Source organism: Rhizobium sp. TH2, assembly GCF_024707525.1.
GTDB lineage: Bacteria > Pseudomonadota > Alphaproteobacteria > Rhizobiales > Rhizobiaceae > Rhizobium_E.
The window spans coordinates 370695-390864 of the sequence record NZ_CP062231.1 but is presented as its reverse complement, the minus strand read 5'-3'; the positions used below and the strand labels follow the sequence as shown (position 1 = coordinate 390864).

The window sequence follows — 20170 nt, the reverse complement described above, 5'->3', positions numbered from 1 at the left end:
AAATGAAGGTTTTCAAGGGTGCGGTGACCGGCTGCGGCTTCTTCGCGGTCAACCAGATGCATGGCTGGCAGGATCTCGACAATGCCGAGATCGTGGCGATCTGCGATCGCGATCCGGAACGGCTCCGGATCGTCGGCGACCAGTTCGGCGTGGCGCGGCGCTACGCGTCGGCCGAGACCATGTTCGCCGATGGCGGTTTCGATTTCGTCGATATCGCAACCACGGTGGCGAGCCACCGGGCGCTGGTCGAGCTTGCCGCACGCCACAAGGTGCCGACGATCTGCCAGAAGCCTTTTGCGCTCAACCTCGATGACGCGAAGGCGATGGTGAAGGCAGCCGACGATGCCGGCGTGCCACTTATGGTGCATGAGAATTTCCGCTGGCAGACGCCGCTGATGGCCGTCAAGGACGCGCTCGACAGCGGCGCGATCGGCAAGCCGTTCTGGGGCCGCGTGTCGTTCCGCTCTGGTTATGACATTTTCGCCGGACAGCCCTATCTCGCCAAGGGCAAGCGTTTCATCGTCGAGGATCTGGGCATCCATGTGCTCGATATCGCTCGCTACTTGTTCGGCGATGTCGACCGGCTGACCGCGCGGACCCTGCGCGTGCGGCCCGATATTGCCGGCGAGGACGTGGCTACAATGCTACTCGACCATGCGAACGGCATCACGTCGGTGGTCGATTGCAGCTACAGCACCTTTTTGCCCGAGGAGCAATTTCCCGAGACCTTCATCGAGATCGACGGGTCGGACGGCACCATCCGGCTATCCAAGGATTACAAGCTGGTGATCCATGGCAGGACGTCCGGCACCAGCAGGCGGGATGTCGAACCCGAACTCCTGCCCTGGGCGGCCAAGCCCTGGCACAATATCCAGGAAAGCGTAGCGATCATCGAGAAGCACTGGATCGAAAGCCTCGCCACCGGCACCGAGCCGGCGACCTCCGGCCACGACAATCTCAAGACCTTCGCGCTGGTCGATGCCGCCTATCTCAGCGCCGAGACCGGCAGGACGGTGGACCTCAAGGACCTGCTGGGATGAGCGGCGACGGCTTCCGGCTCTACGGCACCGAATTGCAGGAGCCCGAGGCGCGTGAGTTGACCGCTGGCGCGCTGAGCGTCACACTGCAGGATGGAAATCTCCGGAGCTTGCGTTTCAAGGGGCATGAAGTCCTGCGGGCCGTCGCCTTCCTCGTCCGCGACAAGGATTGGGGAACCTGCAATGCCGCGATCAACGGTCTGTCCGTCCGCTCCGAAGACTATGGCTTTACGATCAGCTATGCCGCGCGCTTCACCGCACCCTCGGGCGCCAATCTCGATTGCGAAGTCAGCATTCTGGGAACCCCGGATGGCTTGAATTTCTCGGCGGACTGCGTCAGCGATGCGGCGTTCGAGACCGCCCGCGCCGGTTTTGCGGTGCTGCACCCTATCGTCGGCGTGGCGGGCGAGCCGGTGACGGTGGAACATGCCGATGGCGCGATCGAGCAGGCACACTGGCCCGACGGGATCGATCCCTGGCAGCCGTTCAAGGAGATCGCCGCGATCACCCATCGCGTTGCCGAAGGCATCGAGGCGACGACGCGTTTCGAAGGCGATGTCTTCGAGATGGAAGACCAGCGGAACTGGACCGACGGTTCCTACAAGACCTACGTGCGGCCGCTAGCGCTGCCATGGCCCTACATGCTGAAGAAGGACAAGGCGTTCAGCCAGCGGGTTTCTGTGGCGATCAAGGCCGATGAAGATGCGGTGCCTGCGTGGGGCATGGGTGAAGCGATTTCCATTCGCATCTTGCCGACCTCGCTTAGATTGCCGGAGATCGGTGTCGGGCTGCGACCGGAATCTGTCGATCAAGATCAGGCTTCCATCGCGACATTGAAGGCGACGGACGCCCGGCATCTCATCGCCCATTTCGATCCACTTGCCGGACATGGCGTGGATGCTCTCAAGGGCTACGCAGCGATTGCCGAGGCTTCAGGGCTGAAGATGACGCTGGAACTCGCAGTTCCCTGTGTCCGGTCGTTGCGCGAGGAACTCTCCGAAATCGCCGCTCTCGTACGACAGTCCGGACTTACGCTCGACACCCTATTCGTCAGCCCTGCGATCGACCGCCAATCGACGCCACCGGGAAGCGCGTGGCCAGCCTGCCCTCCCCTTGAAGATGTCTACGCCGCGGCCCGCGAAGCCTTTCCCGGCATCCGTCTTGGCGGCGGCATGCTGTCCTATTTCACCGAGCTCAACCGCAAACGCGTGCCGGGCGAATTGCTCGACTATGTCAGCCATTGCACGAATCCGATCGTACATGCCGCCGACGATCTCTCGGTGATGCAGTCATTCGAGGCGCTGCGCGATGTGGTCGCCTCAACGCGCGCCATCTACGGCGACAAGGCCTATCGCATCGGTCCCTCGACGATCGCCATGCGGCAGAATCCCTATGGCAGCGCGACCAAGGACAATCCCTCGCTGGCGCGCATTCCGATGGCGAATGTCGATCCGCGCCACAATGGCCAGTTCGGCGCAGCGTGGACGCTGGCCTATGCCGCAACGGTTGCCTCCGCCGGTCTCGAAGTGCTGACGCTATCGACGCTGACAGGTCCGTTCGGGCTGGTGGCGGACAAAGGAGAGCCGGTGGCGGAGGGCCAATTGCGGCCATTGGCGCATGTGATCTCGCGGCTTGGTGCGCTGTCCGGCAAGGACTATCAAGAGGTGAAGACCTCAAGGCCTGATGCGGTGCTCGGGCTTGCCACGCATGGCCGGCTGCTGCTGGCGAACATCACGCCGCAAATCCAGCGCGTGGCGCTTCCTGTCATGGCACTGGAGATCACAGCCCTATCCGCCGGACAGCGGGAAATCCCCGCCACGGACGTTCTGGAACTCGGCGTTTACGAATGCGCCGAGATTATTTTCGATCCGGCTTGAGGCCTCAAGCGTAGCGCGAGGCGTACCAGGCCTTGAACAGCTTGTACTGGCTTTCGAGGTGGCGCTGCTGCGAGGCGCTGAGCTTGTCGGTCTCGTTGAAATGCAGCGTGTATTCCGCGTCTCCATTCAGCACCATCAGGTGCTTGTAGTGCAGGACGAGATCCGGGCCTTCGTCATAGGTCGAGAGAACCGTCAGCGCTTCTTCGAGTTCCAGTGCCTCGCGGCGTGCCGTGGCATCGCCCTTGGCGGCCTTTTCGCAGAGGGCGACGAGGTGCAGCACTTCCTTCGGCAGAGCATTGCCGATGCCGGTGATCGCGCCGCCCGCACCGCAATTGACGAAGCCGTGATAGACGCCGGTATCGACGCCGACCATCAGGGTCAGGCTGTCATCGCCCGAGGTGATGTTCTCGGCCGCATAGGTCATGTCCTGCTTGCCGCCGAATTCCTTGAAGCCGACGAGATTGGCGTGGCGCGAGCGCAGTTCGAAGAACAGGTCGGCGCGGGTCGCGAAGCCATAGTATGGGCTGTTGTAGATGACGGCCGGAATATCCTTGGCGGCATCGAGAATGGCGGCGAAATGGTCGCGCTGGGCGGAGACCGAGGAGCCGCGCGACAGTACGCGCGGGATGACCATCAGGCCCTGCGCGCCGACTTGTGCCGCGTGCGCCGCATGGCTGACAGCCGACTTGGTGTTGATCGCGCCGGTGCCGACGATGACGGGGACGCCCGCCTCGCAGAGCCTGCGCACGCCTTCCTGGCGCTGTTCATCTGTCAACAGTGGCCAGTCGCCCATCGAACCGCAATAAACGACGGCGGACATGCCTGATGCGATCAGTTCCTTGCCCTTCTTGACCAGCAGGTCGAAATTCGGCGTGCGGTCGGGGTTGCAAGGGGTCATCAGCGCCGGGATGCAGCCAGAGAAAACATTTCCTGCCATCGAAATCTCCTGATCTAGAAACCGGCGCTTCGGCCGCTATGTTGGAATGTCATCTGATATATCAGATGCTGATTTTACTGTCTATGAGAAAATGAGAGCAGCCGGGATTATCTATATAACACGGGTTTCATACCGGTTTCCTGCTCAAACATGCCAGATATTTCAGAGAAGAGAAGACTAAGAGGTCTTGTGGTTTCTCATCGCATAGAGCGCGCGGGAGCGTTCGAGATGCTTGATCATAGCCTTCTCAGCGATGTCGGAATCGCCCTTCTCGATGGCCCGGATGATTTCCTCGTGCTCGACCAGGGTGAAATTTTCGCGGCCGGTCCAGATCAGCATTTCCGTGTGATAGCTTTTCAGCCAACCAAGCATGGCGCCGCTGACGGCCGCGAAAATCGGGTTGCCCGAAATCTGCGCGATATGCTGGTGGAAGGCCATATCGGCATTGATGAAGGCTTCGGAATCGCCGAGGCTCTGGCTCTGCCGGTCGAGCAGCGCACGCAGCTCTTCGATGTCTTCCGGTGTCGCCTTCGCTGCCGCCTCTCGCACCATGCCGCGCTCGAAGAAGATGCGCGCGCTCTTGAGGTGTTCGAGCGAATCCGACGAACCAGAGAGCATCAGCTTGGCCGGCAAATCCACCTGGCGGAAAATGGACTCGGCGGTGACCTGCAAGACCTTGGCGCGCTCGCCGTGGGAAATTTCCACCAGCCCCTTGCCGGCCAGCGCCTGCATCGCCTCGCGGATGGCAGGGCGGCCGACGCCGAAACGCTCCATCAATTCACGCTCGGACGGCATGTCATCGCCGGCCCTGAGTTCGCCGTTTTCGATCAGGAGTTTCAGGCGGGCAAAGACTTCGTCCGAAAGCTTCTTGCGGACGATCGGCTCGTTCAGAAGACTCATTGGCCCCTCGGGTTTTGCTCCGGCTAATTATGCATAATAATCGCCGCTGCCAATCGCGATTTCGCGGGAAGGAACACTTGTTTTAACTTGAATACTCATTATACCAGTTGCGAAAGATTGACAAGCCGCGAACCTTGGCGGCCGGAGGAATGCGCGTGATCCGCTTGACCTACAGGATCGAGACGCCGGGCTCGGTGGAAGCCATGGCGACCAAGATCGCCAGCGACCAATCGACCGGCACGTTCGTCGCCCTTCCCGGCGAGACGGAAGAGCTGAAGGCGCGGGTGGCCGCGCGTGTCACCGGCATCCGTGAATTGCCTCCCACGGACAAGGCGTCCTTCCCGGATGAAGCCGGCAACGCCACGCATTTCAACCGCGCCGATGTCGATGTGGATTTCCCCATGGACGCGGTGGGCACCGACCTTTCGGCGCTGATGACGATCGCCATTGGTGGCGTCTTCTCGATCAAGGGCATGACCGGCATTCGGATCGTTGATATGAAGCTGCCGCAGGAATTTGCCGCCGCACATCCCGGGCCGCAATTCGGCGTGCGCGGCAGCTTCGCGCTGACCGGCGTCAAGGGCCGGCCGATCATCGGCACGATCGTCAAGCCGGCGCTGGGGCTCCGGCCGCATGAAACGGCCGAGATGGTGGGTGAATTGATCGATGCAGGCGTCGATTTCATCAAGGACGACGAGAAGCTGATGAGTCCGGCCTATTCGCCGCTCAAGGAGCGCGTCGCCGCGATCATGCCCCACATCCTCGACCATGAGCAGAAATCTGGCAAGAAGGTCATGTATGCCTTCGGCATCAGTCACGCCGATCCCGATGAAATGATGCGCAACCATGACATCGTTCTCGAAGCGGGCGGCAATTGCGCGGTCGTCAACATCAATTCGATCGGCTTTGGCGGCATGTCTTTCTTGCGCAAGCGCTCGGGCCTGGTGCTGCACGCGCACCGCAACGGCTGGGATATACTGACGCGCCATGCCGGCTTGGGCTTCGAATTCTCCGTCTGGCAGCAGTTCTGGCGTCTGCTCGGGGTCGATCAGTTCCAGATCAATGGCATAAGGGTGAAGTACTGGGAGCCTGACCAGAGTTTTGTCCGCTCCTACAATGCCGTTACTACGCCGCTGTTTTCGGAGAAGGATGTGGCGCTGCCGGTGATCGGTTCCGGCCAATGGGGCGGCCAGGCGCCGGATACGATCAAGGCGACAGGCGGCTCGACCGACCTGCTCTATCTCTGCGGCGGTGGAATCGTCAGCCATCCCGGCGGGCCGGGTGCGGGCGTGAAGGCGGTAAAGCAGGCGTGGGAGGCGGCGATGACAGGTGTGCCGCTCGAGGTCTATGCGCGGGAGCATGCGGAACTGGCACAGTCGATCGAGAAGTTTGCAGATGGTAAGGCGGCGTAAGGCATGACCAAGCCCCTGATCAGCTATTACGGCGACGACTTCACCGGCTCGACGGATGTCATGGAAGCTCTCGCCTCGAACGGCGTCGAGACGGTGCTGTTTCTCGAAAAGCCCGATGATGCGCTGCTTTCGCGCTTCGCCACCGCCCGCGCGTTCGGACTTGCCGGCACCAGCCGCAGCGAGACGCCAGAATGGATGGATAGCCATCTGCGCCAGGCATTTGAATGGCTGAAGACGCTCGATGCGGAACTCTGCCACTACAAGGTCTGCTCGACCTTCGATTCCGCGCCCGGAATCGGCAATATCGGACGGGCGATCGAGCTTGGCCGTGCCGTGTTCGGCGAGACCACGGTACCGTTGATCGTAGGCGCTCCGCAGATCCGGCGCTATACCGCCTTCGGCCAGCTCTTCGCCGCGTATCAGGGCCAGAACTACCGCATAGACCGTCATCCCGTCATGTCGCGCCATCCCGTTACGCCAATGGACGAAGCCGATATCCTGAGACATCTGGCACGCCAGACCGACCTCTCGTCGGCGCTCATCGACAATGTCGCGATTTCCGGCGCCTTTGGCGGGACCGATGCTGCTATCCTGCTGCTCGACGTGCTCGACGCCGCGACACAGGCTACCGCTGGCAATCTCCTTTGGAACGAATTGAGGCGGGAGAGCCGCTTCGTCTGCGGCTCCTCCGGTGTCGAATACGCGCTGATCCATGCCTGGAGTGCGGCGGGTGTGATCGGCGAACGTCCCCGGTTCGATGATGCCGGCCCCGTCGATCGAATCGCGGTCGTGTCGGGTAGTGTTTCGCCGACGACGGAGCGGCAGATCCGCCATGCCCTCGACAATGGTTTCGATGGCATCGCGCTCGATCCGCTCGCCCTGTCGGGCGATGAGTCCGGATCGGCCATCAATCACGCAACCGAGGCTGCACTAAATATCCTCTCCAGCGGCAAGAGCGTGGTGCTCTACACGGCGCTGGGGCCATCGGCCGATCGCGGCGGAGAGTTCACGTCTTCCGGCGCACGCCATCGAATTGGCGGAGCCCTCGGTCGCATCCAGCGGGAACTCGTGGCCAAAGCCGGACTGTCCCGTGCGGTCGTGGCTGGCGGTGATACGTCCAGTCACGCGCTGGGGGAAATGGGCATTTCGGCGCTGACGCTGAAAATGCCCCTGCCCCAGACGCCCGGTTCCCCGCTCTGCATCGCCCATGGCGACAAGGCCGATGGGCTCGAAATTGCGCTCAAGGGCGGCCAGGTCGGTGGCGACGACTATTTCTCGATGATCCGCGCCGGTCGATCTTAATCGCTGGAACGCATTTCAGAACGTCGCGGAATCCTCGGGCCATAGGTGTAGCGGCGCCTTGTTCGCATCGGACATAGCCCGCAGTCCGTGCCAAGTGCGGTTGGCATAGACAAGCGTGTCAACGTCTCGCGCCTCCTGAGAATGAGGTGACGCTGACAGCAGCTCGGCGGTGACGAGGCATGCGCCCGATACGGCGAGCCGGTCGCGCAGTGCCGCCCGGAACCAGAGGCCGACCTGGGGATAATAAGGTTCTCCCGAATTAAGCCTGTCCCAGCGCACCTGCGGCCCGAAGCGATCGACGCCACTGGTCGCGCACAATCTCGCGAGCTCCATGTCGGCGCGGCGCACGAAATGGACGACCACGGTTTTCGCGTCTTCGACCGCCCTTGCGGTCGAAGACGAGGCCGAAAGCGAGAAGGCGACCGTTGGCGGCGACGCGCTGACTGATATCAGCGAACTGACCGTCAGCGCCACGGGTCCGCCACCCGCATCCGCCGTGATGATCGCCACCCCGGAGGGATGATGACGGAAGGCCGAAAAGAAGGCCTCCGTCAGTGTCGCGGGTTGCATGGCGGTGCTGTCCGCCGATGCGTTTGTCAGGCCGCTCATGGCTTCTCGATCAGATCGTAGAACTGCCAGACCCGGTCGCTCCACAGCCCGGCGAGTTCGCGGCCGGCGGCGCCAACGATGTTGGGGTTGATCGTGAAGTGATTGGCCGCGGTCAGCATTTCGCGGTAGGTGCGCTGCATCACGCCATAGCGCAGCGAAGCGCCGCCGGCTGCCCGGTAGACGAACTGGCAGGCATCGACGCCGGCTTCATGCACCTCGGATTTGGCGAGATGCACAAGGCTGATCTGGCGGGTCGACACGCGGTTGCCGGCTTCGATCGAAGCTTCGACATCACGCCAGACCTCGAACAGGAAGGCGCGCGCCGCCCGCACGCGGGTTTCCGCCCGGCCGAAATCGAACCAGAACTTGTCGCTCTCACCGAGGAGGCCGGCGCGGCCAGTCTTGGTCACAGCATATTTCGCCATCTCGTCGAGGATGCGCCGCGAAGCGCCGATGGCCCATCCGGAATGGCCGATGGCCGCGAGCCCGACCACGCCGAGGCTGAAGAATTCCTTCATCCGCTGCGGTTCCGCGGTCAGGATCGGGAACACCATGTCGTTGGGGATGAGCACGTCCTTGGCGGCATAGTCGATGCTGCCGGTGGCCTGCAGGCCCAGCGAGTTCCAGTTCCCGAGCAGATCGTGATCGCCGACCGGCGCATGGGCGCAGAGCACGATCACATTGCCGTTCTCGTCCTTTGCCGGCTGACCGTTGCCGTCGTCGAGGAGCGCGGCGGTGTGAGTGAAGGTGGCGTGATAGATGCCGCTCGCATAGGACCATTTGCCATTGAGCAGATAGCCGCCATCGACCTTCTTCAGCATGCCGGTCGGCGTGCCCTGGCCCGAGAAGCGATTTTCCGCGTCACCGCCGAACAGCCGGGCGATGGCGGTGTCGGGCAGGAAGGCCGCCGACATCGCGCCGATGCAGGCATGAACCATCGATATCCAGCCGGCAGCACCGCTGTGATAGGTGATGGCTTCGATGAGCTGCAACCCTTGCGTCGGCGACAGCTGCGCGCCGCCGATATCCTCGCCGGCAAAGATGTGCGACATCCTGAGCGGCTTCAGGGCCTCGAACGTCGCCTCGTTCAGCCGTCCGAGCTTTTCATTGTCCTGCGAGTTCTCTTCGAGAACGGGGCCGATCTTGCGCACCTGCTCCATCAGCGATGCGAAATCCGTCTTCGTACCCCAGTAACCGCTTCCATGTTTCAACGGTGCATTCATGAGTGTTCCTCCTTGGAATATCAGTGATGTGTGGCGGGCCGGATCAAGCCGGCCGGCCCACGTGTTCAAGATCTCGCGGCGCCTCAGCCCGTGAGAAAATCTCCGATAGCAGTCACCACGCGCGGATCCTCCTGCATGGCAAAATGGCCGGCATTCGCGACGATCAACGTCCGGGCATTCGGGATGCGCTCGGCCCAGACCGGCGCCTGCGATGCCGGCATCATGCGATCCTGATCGCCCCAGACGACGAGCGTTTCGTTGGGAATGCGGCCCAGCCAGCGGCCGAGATTGGGATGGCCCATGCCGTGTACCTTGAGAATGTTGCCGAGCGCACGTCCCTCCTTCTCGCGTGCGGCAAGAAACTCGTCGAGCGGTGGGCATTCCACGCCGCCGGGGAAGTAGCGCAGGGCGATATCGACATTGTGAGCGAGGTAACCGGGCAATGCTTCGGGGCCGATCGCCGCCATATCGGCGGCGGGATGGTCCGGATGATTGAGGCCTGCGGGCGCATTGAGCACGAGCCGGGCGAAGCGCTCGCCAGCCACCGCGGCCATTTCCGCCGCCATCCATCCGCCCATGGAATGGCCGACGAGATGTGGCCGGTCGAGGCCCAGCGCCTCGACGAGACGCAGATTGTGCACGACCATGTCCTGCATGCCGGTGATATGCGGCGCGTCGTCGCTCTCGCCGAAGCCCGGATGAAATGGCAGGTAGACACGGAAGCGGTCGGCAAGGCCCCTCGCCCACGCATGGCCTTCAAGCGTGGCGGCACCATGCAATGCCAGCACAGCCGGTCCCGATCCGATCGCTTTCACGACCACGGATACGCCGTCGATGTCCTGTGTCAGTGTTTCGAAATCCATCCGTTCCTCCCGGAATTGGCCGATCCGCCTGGTTAGGCGGTGATCAGCACCTTGCATTGTGTCGTCCTGTGGCGAAGCGCCTCGAAGGTGCCGGCAACAGCGTTAAAGCCGATCCGCTCGGTGATGAGTTCCTGCGGCCGGAAGCGGCCGGGTCCGAGCGCCTCGAGCGCGGTTTCGAATTCGGCCATGTTGAAGAACACGGCGAAGACCACGTTGATTTCCTTCGACAGCGCCGCGAACGGGTTCCACTCGTCGCCGCCGACACAAAGGCCGACGCCGACAACGGTGCCGTGGGTGCGGACCAGGCGACAGGCGAAATCAATGAGGCCGCGCTTGCCGACGCATTCGAAGACGATATCCGGCGCACCGCCCGCCTTGTCCTGGAACTCATCGGCGAGACCCGGTCCCGACAGCGCGAAGCCGGTCGCGCCGAGTGCGGCGGCCCGCGCCTCCTGATGCCGGCCGAGGTCGGCGACGATCACCGCGCGCGCACCTTGGCGGCGGGCCCAGAAGGCAACCAGCAGGCCGATCGGTCCGGCACCGAGGATGAGCACCCGGTCGCCCGGCTTCAGGCCGGATCGCATGACCACGTGCAGGGCCACGGAAAGCGGCTCGGCCAGAGCACCCTCGACCGTCGGCAAATCCTCGGGAAGCACGCGGCACTGACGCGCCGCGACGGTCGTAAATTCGGCGTAACCGCCGCCGATCAGCCGCATTTCGGCACACCAGGCGGGTTCGCCCTGCTGGCAACTGTCGCAGTGGCCGCAGCCGCGCATCGGCGCGACCGCCACCCGGTCGCCCGGCTTCAGATCCGCGACAGCGGTGCCGCAGCGGACCACTTCGCCGGCGAATTCATGGCCGAGCACATCATAGGGCTTGAGGCCGAACGTCACCGGGTCCTCGGTCATGTGCAGGTCGGAACCGCAGATGCCGCAGGCGGCGATCTTGAGCAGGACCTCGTCATGGGCCGGCTCTGGCACGGCGATTTCATCGATCCGCAGGGGCTGGCCGACGCCGTCGAATAGGGCTGCTCTCATGGCTTGTCCTCCAGGAGTACGCGCCGCGTGGGGAACCAGGGTGCATCCACCACCTTGCAGATCAGCCCCCAGATGCCGCCGCGGGCGAACAGCGCCATGAACAGGGTGAGCAAGCCCAACACGACGAGATAGGTCGCGCCATATTCGCCGAACCACCTGTCGGCGAAGAAATAGATGAGCGCGCCGATCAGCACCCCTTCGAGCGATCCCAGCCCGCCGACCATGACGATGAAGATCGCGATATTGGCCCAATTGGGGTCATAAGCGGATGGCGGCGTGATGCGAAGCTGGGCCATGAAATAGATGGCGCCGGCAAGCCCGGTGCCCATGGCCGCGGCCACCCAGAGCAGGAAGCGCACGCAGCCGACATTGACGCCCTGGCTGGCCGCGGCGATCGGATTGTCGCGCATGGCGATCAGCGCCAGTCCATAGCGCGAGCGCAGAAGCGCATAGCTGCCACCGACAGTGAGAAGCAGCATCAATGCGCAGAGCAGCGAGACGCCGAGTGCGCGTTGATCGGCGCTATAGCTGGTCATCACGCGCAGGCTCATGCCGGCGCCGGCATTGACATAGCCGAAGACGGAGGTGGCGAGCCGCATGACTTCGGCGATCACCCAGGTTCCGATGGCGAAATAGGGTCCATCGAGCCGATGCAGCAGGCCATAGGTGGGGATCGCGAGGATCGCCGGCGCGATCATGGCCAACAGCACCGAGACGAACGGATTGATGCCCCAGAGCTGTGCCATGACGAACAGCATGTAGGCGGCCACGCCGACAAAGGCCTGCTGGCCGACCGAGACCATGCCGCCGTAGCCGGCGAGAAGGTTCCACATCTGCGCCACGGCGATATAGCAGCAGAGCTCCACGACGTCGCGGATCAGGCCCTGGCTCGCCCAGAGCGACATGGAAGCAATGGTGAGCAAAACACCGATGCCGATGATCAGCGCCGCGACACCGGATGCGGTCTGGCGCTGCACGCGGACGGAAGCAGGTTGAGCGGCCTCGGCATGAGCGGGCGCAAATATGGCTGCCATGGGCTCAACCCTTTCCAAGTATGCCCTGCGGCCGCAGGGCGAGAATGATCAGGAAGACGAGATGGCCGGCGAGGATGCCGAAGCCCGGATCGATGCGGAAGCCGATCGACTGGCTGATGCCAAGCACCATGGCGCCGATGAAGGCGCCCCAGATCGAGCCCATGCCGCCAATGATCACGGCCTCAAAAGCGTAGATCAGCTGGTAGGCGCCGTCGGCGGGGGCAACCGTTGACCGCAGCGACTGGAAGACCGCCGCAAAACCCAGGATCGCCACGGCCAGCGCCGTGGCGCCGGCATAAATCCGCTTCGGATTGACGCCGGTCATCGCAGCGGCTTCGACATCGGCGGAGGCTGCGCGCAGCGCCCGGCCGAACTTCGTATAGCGCAGGCCGGCGTGGAGTCCGGCGGTCAGGACGGTCGCCGTGCAGAGCACGATGACCGGCAGCACGCCTACGAAGATCGGCCCGAGCTGCACCGATGCCTGCGCGAGACCAGCGCTCGGAAGCGAGCGGGTATCCGCCGACCAGATCTGCTGCATCGCGTTCTGGAGCGCCACCGACAGGCCGAAGGTGGCGATCAGCGACGGCAGGGGATCTTCGCCGACCACCCGGTTGAGGATCAGGCGTTGCAGCAGCAGGCCGAAGACGGCACCCAGCGCCACGAGTATGACAAGCACCGACCAGGGTCCCAGCGAGAAGGCCGAGGCGAGGCTGATGCCGATCAGCGCGAGCAGAATCATCAGGTCGCCATGGGTGATATTGACGATGCGCATGACGCCGAACATCAGCGCCATACCGAGCGCGTACTGGGCATAGAGGCCGCCCAGCAGGATACCTTGAACGAGCCCGTCAACCCAATGCATGAGACGCTCCGAAATAGGCTTCGCCGATGGCCTCGCGAGAGATATCCGCGGACCAACCGGTGAGAGTGACGCGACCTTCGAGCATGCAGTAGAGCCGGTCGGAGGCCGAGCGGGCGAGGCCGACATCCTGTTCGACCACGACGACGGCGGTGCCGCTGTTGGCGATCGAGGGAATGGACTGGTAGATTTCGCGCACGACCTTGGGTGCCAAGCCGAGGCTGATCTCGTCGCACAGAAGCACGCGTGGCTGGTTGAGCAATGCCCGGCCGATGGCGACCATCTGCTGCTGGCCACCCGACAGCGATTGCACGGGAACAGCCTGCTTCTCATGCAGGATCGGAAAGAGCTTGTAGACACGGTCGAGCGTCCAGCCCTCGCCATGCAGCGGGGCGGCGTGGTCCATCGCCACGCGCAGATTGTCGGCGACCGACATGCCCGAAAACAGGCGCCGTCCCTCGGGCACGATCGCCACGCCATCGGCGACCATGCGATGCGGCTGGCTGCCGCCGACCTGGCGGCCATCGAGGCGCACCATGTCGGGCGCCACGCGCAGCAGCCCCATGATTGATTTCAAGAGCGTCGACTTGCCGGCGCCGTTGGCGCCGATCAATGCCACGACCTCGCCCGCGCCGATTTCGAAATCGACGCCGTAAAGCGCCTGAAAATCGCCGTAGCGGGCGACCAGCCCGTGAGTGGATAGCAGGGCCGCACTCATGTCTCGATCCCCATATAGACGCGCCTGACTTCGGGGTTGTTGATGACCTCGTCCGGCGCGCCCTCGGCGATCTTTTCGCCGAAGTTCAGCACCAGGATGCGGTCGGCGACGGCGAGCAGCGCGTGCAGGACGTGCTCGATCCAGACGATGGTGACGCCGCTGTCGCGTATGCGGCGGATGAGTGCCACGAGCGCCTTGCCTTCGTCGTCGGTCAGGCCGCCGGCGATCTCGTCGAGCAGCAGAAGCTTCGGCCCCGAGGCGAGCGCGCGCGCCAGTTCAAGCCGCTTGCGGTCGAGAAGCGTCAACGAACCTGCCGGGCGGTTGGCCTTGTCGGCGAGTTCGCAATGGCGGAGGATCTCGGCGCATCTGGCATAGCTGGCCGCTTCCGATCGGCCGCCGCCGAAGGACGCCGCGACGAGCAGGTTCTCGAACGTGGACATGCCGACATAGGGACGCGGGATCTGGTAGGTCCGGCCGATGCCCATCTGACAGCGCCTGTAGGGCGGTTGTCCCACAAGCCTGTCGCCGGCAAAGACCAGTTCGCCGCTGTCGACACGGATATCACCGCTCACCAGGTTGAAGAGCGTGGTTTTCCCGGCCCCGTTCGGACCGAGAATGCCCAGCACTTCGCCGCCCCGAACATCGAAGGTGATATCGTGCAGGACACGCAACGCCCCGAAGGACTTGCCCAGTCCCCGCGCCTCAAGCAATACGCCGTCTATCATGCGCCTCCATCCCGAAAATTCTCGCATGCAAGTCATGCGGCAATGCATCGCCGCCTTGCTTGGCCTGCCGCCCGGTGAAGGCGGCGGGCCTGGTTATTGCGTACCGATGCTGGTCAGACGGCCCAAGGGATCGTCACCATCTTCTGCTCAGGCTCGAACAGCTTGTTGACGGTGTTGTCGACGATCTTCAGGTCGTAGGGCCACTTCTCACCCTTCCGCCACTGGCCACCGAAGATCGGCGTCGTGGAGACGTTCTTGTGCGGCCCGCTGGAGAAGTCGACCTTGCCGATCAGCGTGTCGAGCTTGGTCGCCACCATGGCATCACGGTTGGCGGTGCGGTCGAGCGGGTTGGACGAGCGCTTGAGAATGTCGAGCGCCACTTCCCAGATGGCGTGGCTGTAGCCGAGCGGCTGCGTCCACTGCTTCTTGGTCTCGCTCTCCCACTGGTCGGCGATGTCGCGGCTCACCTGGCCGGTCAGCGTCGACTTGAAGGGGAAGGCAGGTGTCCACCACACCTCGGACGACATGCCGTCGCCGAGCGGCCCAAGCGCCTGCACGCCGCCCGGGAAGAGCAGCGCTGCCGCCACCGTGACGGCCTTGGGCTTGTAGCCCTGCTGGGCGCACTGGTTGACGAAGGTCTTGAGGTCGTCGGGATAGGTGATGCCGCCCACGATCTCGCAGCCCGCCTGCTTGAAGGCCGCGATCTGCGCCGAATAGTCGTTGGTGCGCGGCTGGAAATAGCCCGGCATGGTGATCTCGAAGCCGGCCTTTTTGGTCGGCACGGGCAGGCCATAATCGTTGTTGCCCCAGGTCTCGCCATCGGCGTTCTGCGGAAACAGCATGCCGACCTTGCGGTTGGTGTCGAGCGTGTTCCACAGGCCGACAAAGGTGTTGAGTGCCTCGTCGAGACCCCAGAAGAAGTGGTAAGTCCAGTTGAACGGCTTGTCGGCGCCGCCGCGTGGCATGATGATCGCCTGCCAAGGCGCGCCAGTCGACAGGCAGGGGCATTCATTGAGTTCCGCCTGGTCCGCCGAGGGGCTGACCGTATCGGTGGTCGATGCCGGCAGAAGAAGATGCACGCCATCGTTCAGGATCAGGTCGCCGGCCACTTCCGCAGCGCGGTTGGGATCCGACTGGCTGTCGCGGATCAGGATTTCGACGTCATATTTGCCTGATGTTGTTTCGAGGCCGTCCTTCAGAAGGGCCTTGATCTTGTCCGCCGCCCAGCCGTCGGTCTCGCCGAACAGCGCGAGCGGGCCGGTCGCCGGCGTGACGAAGCCGAGCTTGATCGTGCCTTTGGATTGCGCGCGCGCAATCATCGGCGCTCCAAGCGCCGATGCCGCGAGGCCTGCGCCAATTCCCTTGAGGACCGTTCGACGCGACGGCCTCGCTATTTTGCTTATCAGTTCCACCATGGTCTCCTCCCGTTGGTTTTCTCTGTTGATCTTCGCGATCGCCACCTGCGTCCTCCACGCAACCGGCAGTCCGCGTTATTCACTTGATGCGGTGCATTGCGCCGCCATCGATGACGATCTGGCTTCCGGTCACGTAAGACGAGCACGGAGACGCCAGGTAGAGCGCCAGACCCTTGATATCCTCGGTATCGCCGATCCGGCCGATCAACGATTGCGCCTCGAACGCCTTGCGGTCGGCGGCGATCTTCAGCCGGCCGCCGGCGATATTGGTCATGAAGGGACCGGGCGAAATGCAGTTGATCAGGATGCCGTGAGCACCGAGCTCCATCGCCATCTGGCGGACGAAATGGTCGACGCCTGCCTTGGCCGGCATATAGGGCGTGCCGACGATCGCCTCGTTGATCTGCGCCGCGATCGACGACGTGACGATGATCCTGCCGCCGCCGGTCTTCTTCATATGCCGCGCGGCGTGCTTGACGGTGGTGTAGACGGAAGTGAGGTTGACCTCGATCACCCTGTCCCAGTGATGATCGTCCAGCACGTCGATTGCGCCTTCGGGAATGCGGCCGCCCTCGGTCGATAGAAAGCCGGGACCGGCATCGATACCGGCATTGGCGAAGACCACGTCGATGCGGCCATTTCTGCTCGCCACGGCGTCGAATGCCGCAGCCATCGCGGCGCGGTCGCTGACATCGATCACCTGCCCCCAGACATCGGCGCCGGCGTCCTTCATGTCTGCCACAACGCTGGAGAGACGATCCGCATCCAGATCGAAAATGCATACATTTGCGCCGTTGTCGGCCATGACCTCGGCATAGGCGCGGCCGATCCCGCTGGCCCCGCCCGTCACGATAACCGATTTGCCACGAACGTCGAACATATCCTGTAAAGTCGTCATTCCAGCTCCCATGCCGCAGCCCGACAGACCCGATCGGGCGACCTCGCACCCAATCGACTTGTCCTCTCCCGACGCTCGTCCGCCCCTCCCGGGCAGCGGTTTTGATTTCCTTGGAATGATAAGGACTGCCAAAGGGTAGCTCTGTCAAATGATTGAACGATATCAATTTCTCTTCATACGACATAAATCATAAGCAATTGATATTAGAAGATTTATTTTCAATTTTTGTTGCACTGCGAAGGTTGAATACCACCGACGTGATTGATGAAATCATCAAATCCGCTTGACCATTTGATGAAAAATCGCAAGCTGCGAATCCAAGCTTCCGTGACCTGGGGAGGGCATGTCTTGAGGGCTCCGATCGAGACGTCGAAAGTGCTGGATCGCGGCGGCAGTCCGACGGTCCGGGAATTGCTGTCCAGCATCGTTTTCAATCCCAGCAATGGGATGATCAGCCTCAACGGCGATCGCATCGTCATGCAGCGAACGGCCGTCAGCAGCCTGCTCCGGCGAGAACTCACACGCATGCTCGGTACACATGAGACGCGCATTTTCCTGATGCGGCTGGGCTTCCTGTCGGGGCAATCCGACGCGCGTTTCGTCCGCGCCAGCTGGCCCAATCTCGACGCCCGAGACGCCTTTACCGCCGGCACCAGGCTGCACACATTCAGCGGCGTGGTGCGGGTGGAAACGGTGTTCAACACTTATGATTTCCGTAAGCAGAAACTTACGGCTGAGTTCCTCTGGCACGACAGCGCCGAGGCCGCGGAGTTCCGCAGCAGCAACAGGCCCTCCCCCGATCCCGTGTGCTGGACACAGCTTGGTTACGCCTCGGGCTATGCCAGCGAATTCTTCGACACGCTGATCGTCTACAAGGAGGTCGAATGCGCGGGACAGGGTCACAGCAATTGCCGCGTCCTCGGCAAGCATGCCGATGGATGGGGCGCATCGGATCCCGAAGTCGCGCTGTTTCGCGAGCGGATCATAGCCACGCCGGAGCCGGCGTCATCCGGTCCTATCCGCAAGGCCGGCGTAGCCTCAGGCGAACAATCGCTTGGGGGACTTGACCGGGTGCTGCTCGCTCCGGTCCGGACCCAGCTCGACTTGCTGGCGCCGATGGCGCTCCCGGTTCTCGTCTCTGGCGCCTCAGGCACGGGCCGGAGCCGGGCGGCAGGCTATCTCCACAATGCATCCGCGGTGCACGCGACGGAGATGCGGCGGATCTTCGGCGCGCAGGTCGATCTTGAACTCTGCATGGAAATCGCCCGCCCCGGCAAGTCGGCCAAACGAAAAGCCGGTGGAGAGACGATCCTGATCGATGGTGTGGAGAACATCCCAGCCGAAATCCAGCCGCAACTCGTGCGTTCGATCGAGGATGGAATTCTTGGCGGCGGGCCCCGCATCATCGCCCTGTGGGACGAGAGCCGGACTGGTTCTCCTGGCTTGTCGACTGAGCTCCGCTCGGCCCTTTCGGCACTGACAATACGCGTGCCGACTTTCGCCGAACGTGCCGGCCAGCGCGCCGAGATCGCGATTGAATTGCTGCCGATGATTGCCGGGCGGATGGGTGTGGAGTCACCTGCCTTGGACAATTCCGCGACGAAATGGATCGAGGAGTTTGCGTGGCCGGGCAACCTGCACCAGATGCGTGGCGTGTTGACCACTGTACTTGCGGGCCATGCGGGCAAGAACCGCATCACCGGGAAGGAGATCGCGGCGCAGCTTTCGCGGCTCGCCGACCCGCCGGCTATCGGCGGCCAAGAGAGCGCTGCATTGTCGCCGCTGCTCGACAACCTTATGGAATCGCAGACCTTCTCGCTGCCCGACTTTGAGCAGTCGATCTATCGTGTGGCCCTCGAACGGGCGGGTGGAAATCTGTCGGCGGCGGCGCGGTTGCTCGGGCTGACACGCGCCCAATTGGCTTATCGCGTGAATGGGAAGCATGAAAAGACCGCTTGAGATGGTGATCTTGCGATGGGTGGTTTGAGAAAATGACGAGGTCAGCGGAATCCTGAAATCCCGCTGGCCTCGATTCTGAACGCCGTCCTGTCAGGCCAACGGTTCCATGGTGCCGCCCGCCGGTATGAATGTCGCGGTCTTGTTGTCGACGATGACCAGTTCGAATTTGCCATCCGGCTGGCGCCGCCATTGACCCCCGACCAGCGGTGTCTTGGCCACGTTCTTGGCCGCGAAAGGCGGCAGGCCGGCACCGTTCCACTCGATATGGCCAACGACCGTATCGACCTTGGAGGCAGCGATGGCAGCGGCGACCCCTTCGGCGTCGGTCACGTCCTCGACCCTGCCCATCACGTTCGAAGCCATTTCGAAGAGCGAATGGATGAAGCCGATCGGCTGGGTCCATGGCCTGCCGGTCTTCGCAGTGAACTCGGCGGCAAGATCGGCCGATGATTGGCCGGTCACCGACGATTTGAACGGATGGCTGGCCGACCACCACACCTCGGACGACAGGTTGTGACCGTTTTCGCCGAGCGCCTCGACCGATTGCGGAAACAGGATCGCCTTCGCGACGGTGACCGCCTTCGGCTTCATGCCCTGCTGCTTGGCCTGGTTCCAGAAGGTGGTGAAGTCCGGCGGGATCACCACGCCGGTGATGATGTCGCTGCCGGCTGCCTTGAAGGCGTTGATCTGGGCGGTGAAATCGTCGCTCAGATTCTGGTAGCGGCCGGGATCGTTGAGTTCGAAGCCGGCGGCTGCCAGCCCCGGCTTCAGGCCGTTCTGGGGATCGCCCCAGGCATTGCCGTCACCATCGTTGGGGAACAGGCCGCCGACCTTCTTGTTGGTTTCGAGCTGCGCCCACATGTTGGTGAAGACGGCGATGATGTCCTCGAGACCCCAGAAATAATGGTAGGCGAAGTTGAACGGCTTCCAGGATGCCGGATCGCCGGGATTGCCCTGCTGGCCGATGAACCAGGGCTGCCACGGTGCCTTTGTCGAGATGCAGGGGATTTCCTCCGCCTCGCAGGTGGTGGCTACCGGATTGGTGTTCTCAGGCGTCGATGCCACCAGCATCAGGTTGATCTTGTCGGAAACGATCAGTTCCTTGGCGACCTCGGCGGCGCGGTTGGAATTGGACTGGCTGTCCTTGACGATGATGTCGAAATTCTTGCCGATATCGGTCGCCAGGAAGGCATCGATATTGAACTTGTCGCTTTCGGCAAATGCCGCAAGCGGGCCGGTCTGCGGGCTCACATAGCCCAGCTTGATCTTGGCATTCTGCGATATCGCCGGCGCCGGAAAGGCCCCGAACGAGGTTCCCACCGCCATGGCGGCGGTGCCTTTCAGAAGTGTTCTCCGCTTTATCAT

The 20170-nt window shown here is 62.9% G+C and carries 18 protein-coding genes; 5 read left to right on the top strand and 13 right to left on the bottom strand.

Annotation, left to right across the window (positions count from 1 at the left end; translation table 11 throughout):
• Window positions 1–2 precede the first annotated feature (2 nt).
• Window positions 3–1040 (top strand): Gfo/Idh/MocA family protein, encoded by a 1038-nt coding sequence (locus tag IHQ71_RS02040; RefSeq protein ID WP_258160233.1) that lies wholly within the window; start codon window positions 3–5, stop codon window positions 1038–1040.
• Window positions 1037–2914: a hypothetical protein gene (locus IHQ71_RS02035; RefSeq protein WP_258160232.1), complete on the top strand. Its 1878-nt coding sequence runs from the start codon at window positions 1037–1039 to the stop codon at window positions 2912–2914. The genes IHQ71_RS02040 and IHQ71_RS02035 overlap by 4 nt, the downstream gene beginning before the upstream one ends.
• Before the next feature lie 4 nt (window positions 2915–2918).
• Here the strand turns inward: IHQ71_RS02035 and IHQ71_RS02030 are convergent, their stop codons facing one another.
• A complete protein-coding gene (locus tag IHQ71_RS02030; protein ID WP_258160231.1) occupies window positions 2919–3851 on the bottom strand; it encodes a dihydrodipicolinate synthase family protein in 933 nt (310 codons plus the stop codon).
• Between the two features lie 177 nt (window positions 3852–4028).
• Entirely contained in the window at window positions 4029–4751 is a 723-nt protein-coding gene (locus IHQ71_RS02025; RefSeq protein WP_258160230.1) for a transcriptional regulator NanR, read from the bottom strand.
• A 155-nt stretch (window positions 4752–4906) separates the two neighbouring features.
• On the opposite strand from IHQ71_RS02025, the gene oiaX reads away from it, so the two are divergent.
• Together oiaX and IHQ71_RS02015 are read left to right on the top strand one after the other, a co-directional pair.
• Window positions 4907–6163, top strand: a complete 1257-nt coding sequence (gene oiaX / locus IHQ71_RS02020) for a 3-oxo-isoapionate-4-phosphate decarboxylase OiaX (protein ID WP_258160229.1) — start codon at window positions 4907–4909, stop codon at window positions 6161–6163.
• A gap of 3 nt (window positions 6164–6166) precedes the next feature.
• Complete coding sequence (locus IHQ71_RS02015) at window positions 6167–7465, top strand: four-carbon acid sugar kinase family protein (protein WP_258160228.1); 1299 nt, start codon at window positions 6167–6169, stop codon at window positions 7463–7465.
• Between the two features lie 15 nt (window positions 7466–7480).
• On the opposite strand, the gene IHQ71_RS02010 is transcribed toward IHQ71_RS02015, so the two are convergent.
• The 10 genes from IHQ71_RS02010 to IHQ71_RS01965 form a co-directional block, all read right to left on the bottom strand.
• Window positions 7481–8074 carry a flavin reductase family protein gene (locus IHQ71_RS02010; RefSeq protein WP_258160227.1) on the bottom strand — a complete coding sequence of 198 codons (594 nt, stop codon included), beginning with the start codon at window positions 8072–8074 and terminating at the stop codon, window positions 7481–7483.
• A complete protein-coding gene (locus tag IHQ71_RS02005; RefSeq protein ID WP_258160226.1) occupies window positions 8071–9297 on the bottom strand; it encodes an acyl-CoA dehydrogenase family protein in 1227 nt (408 codons plus the stop codon). Before IHQ71_RS02005 ends, IHQ71_RS02010 begins: the two co-directional genes overlap by 4 nt.
• Before the next feature lie 83 nt (window positions 9298–9380).
• Window positions 9381–10160 (bottom strand): alpha/beta fold hydrolase, encoded by a 780-nt coding sequence (locus IHQ71_RS02000; RefSeq protein ID WP_258160225.1) that lies wholly within the window; start codon window positions 10158–10160, stop codon window positions 9381–9383.
• 32 nt (window positions 10161–10192) lie between these two features.
• On the bottom strand, window positions 10193–11197 hold the full coding sequence (locus IHQ71_RS01995) for a zinc-binding dehydrogenase (RefSeq protein WP_258160224.1): 1005 nt from the start codon (window positions 11195–11197) through the stop codon (window positions 10193–10195).
• Window positions 11194–12231 carry a branched-chain amino acid ABC transporter permease gene (locus tag IHQ71_RS01990; protein WP_258160223.1) on the bottom strand — a complete coding sequence of 346 codons (1038 nt, stop codon included), beginning with the start codon at window positions 12229–12231 and terminating at the stop codon, window positions 11194–11196. The genes IHQ71_RS01995 and IHQ71_RS01990 overlap by 4 nt, the downstream gene beginning before the upstream one ends.
• 4 nt (window positions 12232–12235) lie before the next feature.
• The gene (locus IHQ71_RS01985) at window positions 12236–13093 is read right to left on the bottom strand and encodes a branched-chain amino acid ABC transporter permease (RefSeq protein WP_258160222.1); all 858 of its coding nucleotides are present in this window, start codon (window positions 13091–13093) and stop codon (window positions 12236–12238) included.
• A complete protein-coding gene (locus IHQ71_RS01980; RefSeq protein WP_258160221.1) occupies window positions 13080–13808 on the bottom strand; it encodes an ABC transporter ATP-binding protein in 729 nt (242 codons plus the stop codon). Before IHQ71_RS01980 ends, IHQ71_RS01985 begins: the two co-directional genes overlap by 14 nt.
• Window positions 13805–14533: an ABC transporter ATP-binding protein gene (locus IHQ71_RS01975; protein ID WP_258160220.1), complete on the bottom strand. Its 729-nt coding sequence runs from the start codon at window positions 14531–14533 to the stop codon at window positions 13805–13807. Before IHQ71_RS01975 ends, IHQ71_RS01980 begins: the two co-directional genes overlap by 4 nt.
• A gap of 113 nt (window positions 14534–14646) precedes the next feature.
• A complete protein-coding gene (locus IHQ71_RS01970) occupies window positions 14647–15948 on the bottom strand; it encodes an ABC transporter substrate-binding protein (RefSeq protein WP_258160219.1) in 1302 nt (433 codons plus the stop codon).
• Between the two features lie 79 nt (window positions 15949–16027).
• Complete coding sequence (locus tag IHQ71_RS01965; protein ID WP_258160218.1) at window positions 16028–16846, bottom strand: SDR family NAD(P)-dependent oxidoreductase; 819 nt, start codon at window positions 16844–16846, stop codon at window positions 16028–16030.
• Window positions 16847–17194: 348 nt separating this feature from the next.
• Here IHQ71_RS01965 and IHQ71_RS01960 point away from each other — a divergent pair, with 348 nt between their 5' ends.
• On the top strand, window positions 17195–18805 hold the full coding sequence (locus tag IHQ71_RS01960) for a XylR N-terminal domain-containing protein (protein WP_258160217.1): 1611 nt from the start codon (window positions 17195–17197) through the stop codon (window positions 18803–18805).
• Window positions 18806–18895: 90 nt separating this feature from the next.
• Here IHQ71_RS01960 and IHQ71_RS01955 read toward each other — a convergent pair whose 3' ends face one another.
• Window positions 18896–20170 (bottom strand): ABC transporter substrate-binding protein, encoded by a 1275-nt coding sequence (locus IHQ71_RS01955; protein ID WP_258160216.1) that lies wholly within the window; start codon window positions 20168–20170, stop codon window positions 18896–18898.

Excerpts from the sequence above, each read along its gene's own strand:
- IHQ71_RS01980 (WP_258160221.1), bottom strand. The coding sequence starts at position 13,808 with ATGAGTGCGGCCCTGCTATCCACTCACGGGCTGGTCGCCCGCTACGGC.
- IHQ71_RS01965 (WP_258160218.1), bottom strand. The coding sequence starts at position 16,846 with ATGACGACTTTACAGGATATGTTCGACGTTCGTGGCAAATCGGTTATC.
- IHQ71_RS02005 (WP_258160226.1), bottom strand. The coding sequence starts at position 9,297 with ATGAATGCACCGTTGAAACATGGAAGCGGTTACTGGGGTACGAAGACG.
- IHQ71_RS02040 (WP_258160233.1), top strand. The coding sequence starts at position 3 with ATGAAGGTTTTCAAGGGTGCGGTGACCGGCTGCGGCTTCTTCGCGGTC.
- IHQ71_RS01955 (WP_258160216.1), bottom strand. The coding sequence starts at position 20,170 with ATGATAAAGCGGAGAACACTTCTGAAAGGCACCGCCGCCATGGCGGTG.
- IHQ71_RS01995 (WP_258160224.1), bottom strand. The coding sequence starts at position 11,197 with ATGAGAGCAGCCCTATTCGACGGCGTCGGCCAGCCCCTGCGGATCGAT.
- IHQ71_RS01985 (WP_258160222.1), bottom strand. The coding sequence starts at position 13,093 with ATGCATTGGGTTGACGGGCTCGTTCAAGGTATCCTGCTGGGCGGCCTC.
- IHQ71_RS01975 (WP_258160220.1), bottom strand. The coding sequence starts at position 14,533 with ATGATAGACGGCGTATTGCTTGAGGCGCGGGGACTGGGCAAGTCCTTC.
- IHQ71_RS02010 (WP_258160227.1), bottom strand. The coding sequence starts at position 8,074 with ATGAGCGGCCTGACAAACGCATCGGCGGACAGCACCGCCATGCAACCC.
- IHQ71_RS02035 (WP_258160232.1), top strand. The coding sequence starts at position 1,037 with ATGAGCGGCGACGGCTTCCGGCTCTACGGCACCGAATTGCAGGAGCCC.
- IHQ71_RS02000 (WP_258160225.1), bottom strand. The coding sequence starts at position 10,160 with ATGGATTTCGAAACACTGACACAGGACATCGACGGCGTATCCGTGGTC.
- IHQ71_RS01990 (WP_258160223.1), bottom strand. The coding sequence starts at position 12,231 with ATGGCAGCCATATTTGCGCCCGCTCATGCCGAGGCCGCTCAACCTGCT.
- IHQ71_RS02015 (WP_258160228.1), top strand. The coding sequence starts at position 6,167 with ATGACCAAGCCCCTGATCAGCTATTACGGCGACGACTTCACCGGCTCG.
- IHQ71_RS01970 (WP_258160219.1), bottom strand. The coding sequence starts at position 15,948 with ATGGTGGAACTGATAAGCAAAATAGCGAGGCCGTCGCGTCGAACGGTC.
- IHQ71_RS02025 (WP_258160230.1), bottom strand. The coding sequence starts at position 4,751 with ATGAGTCTTCTGAACGAGCCGATCGTCCGCAAGAAGCTTTCGGACGAA.
- IHQ71_RS02030 (WP_258160231.1), bottom strand. The coding sequence starts at position 3,851 with ATGGCAGGAAATGTTTTCTCTGGCTGCATCCCGGCGCTGATGACCCCT.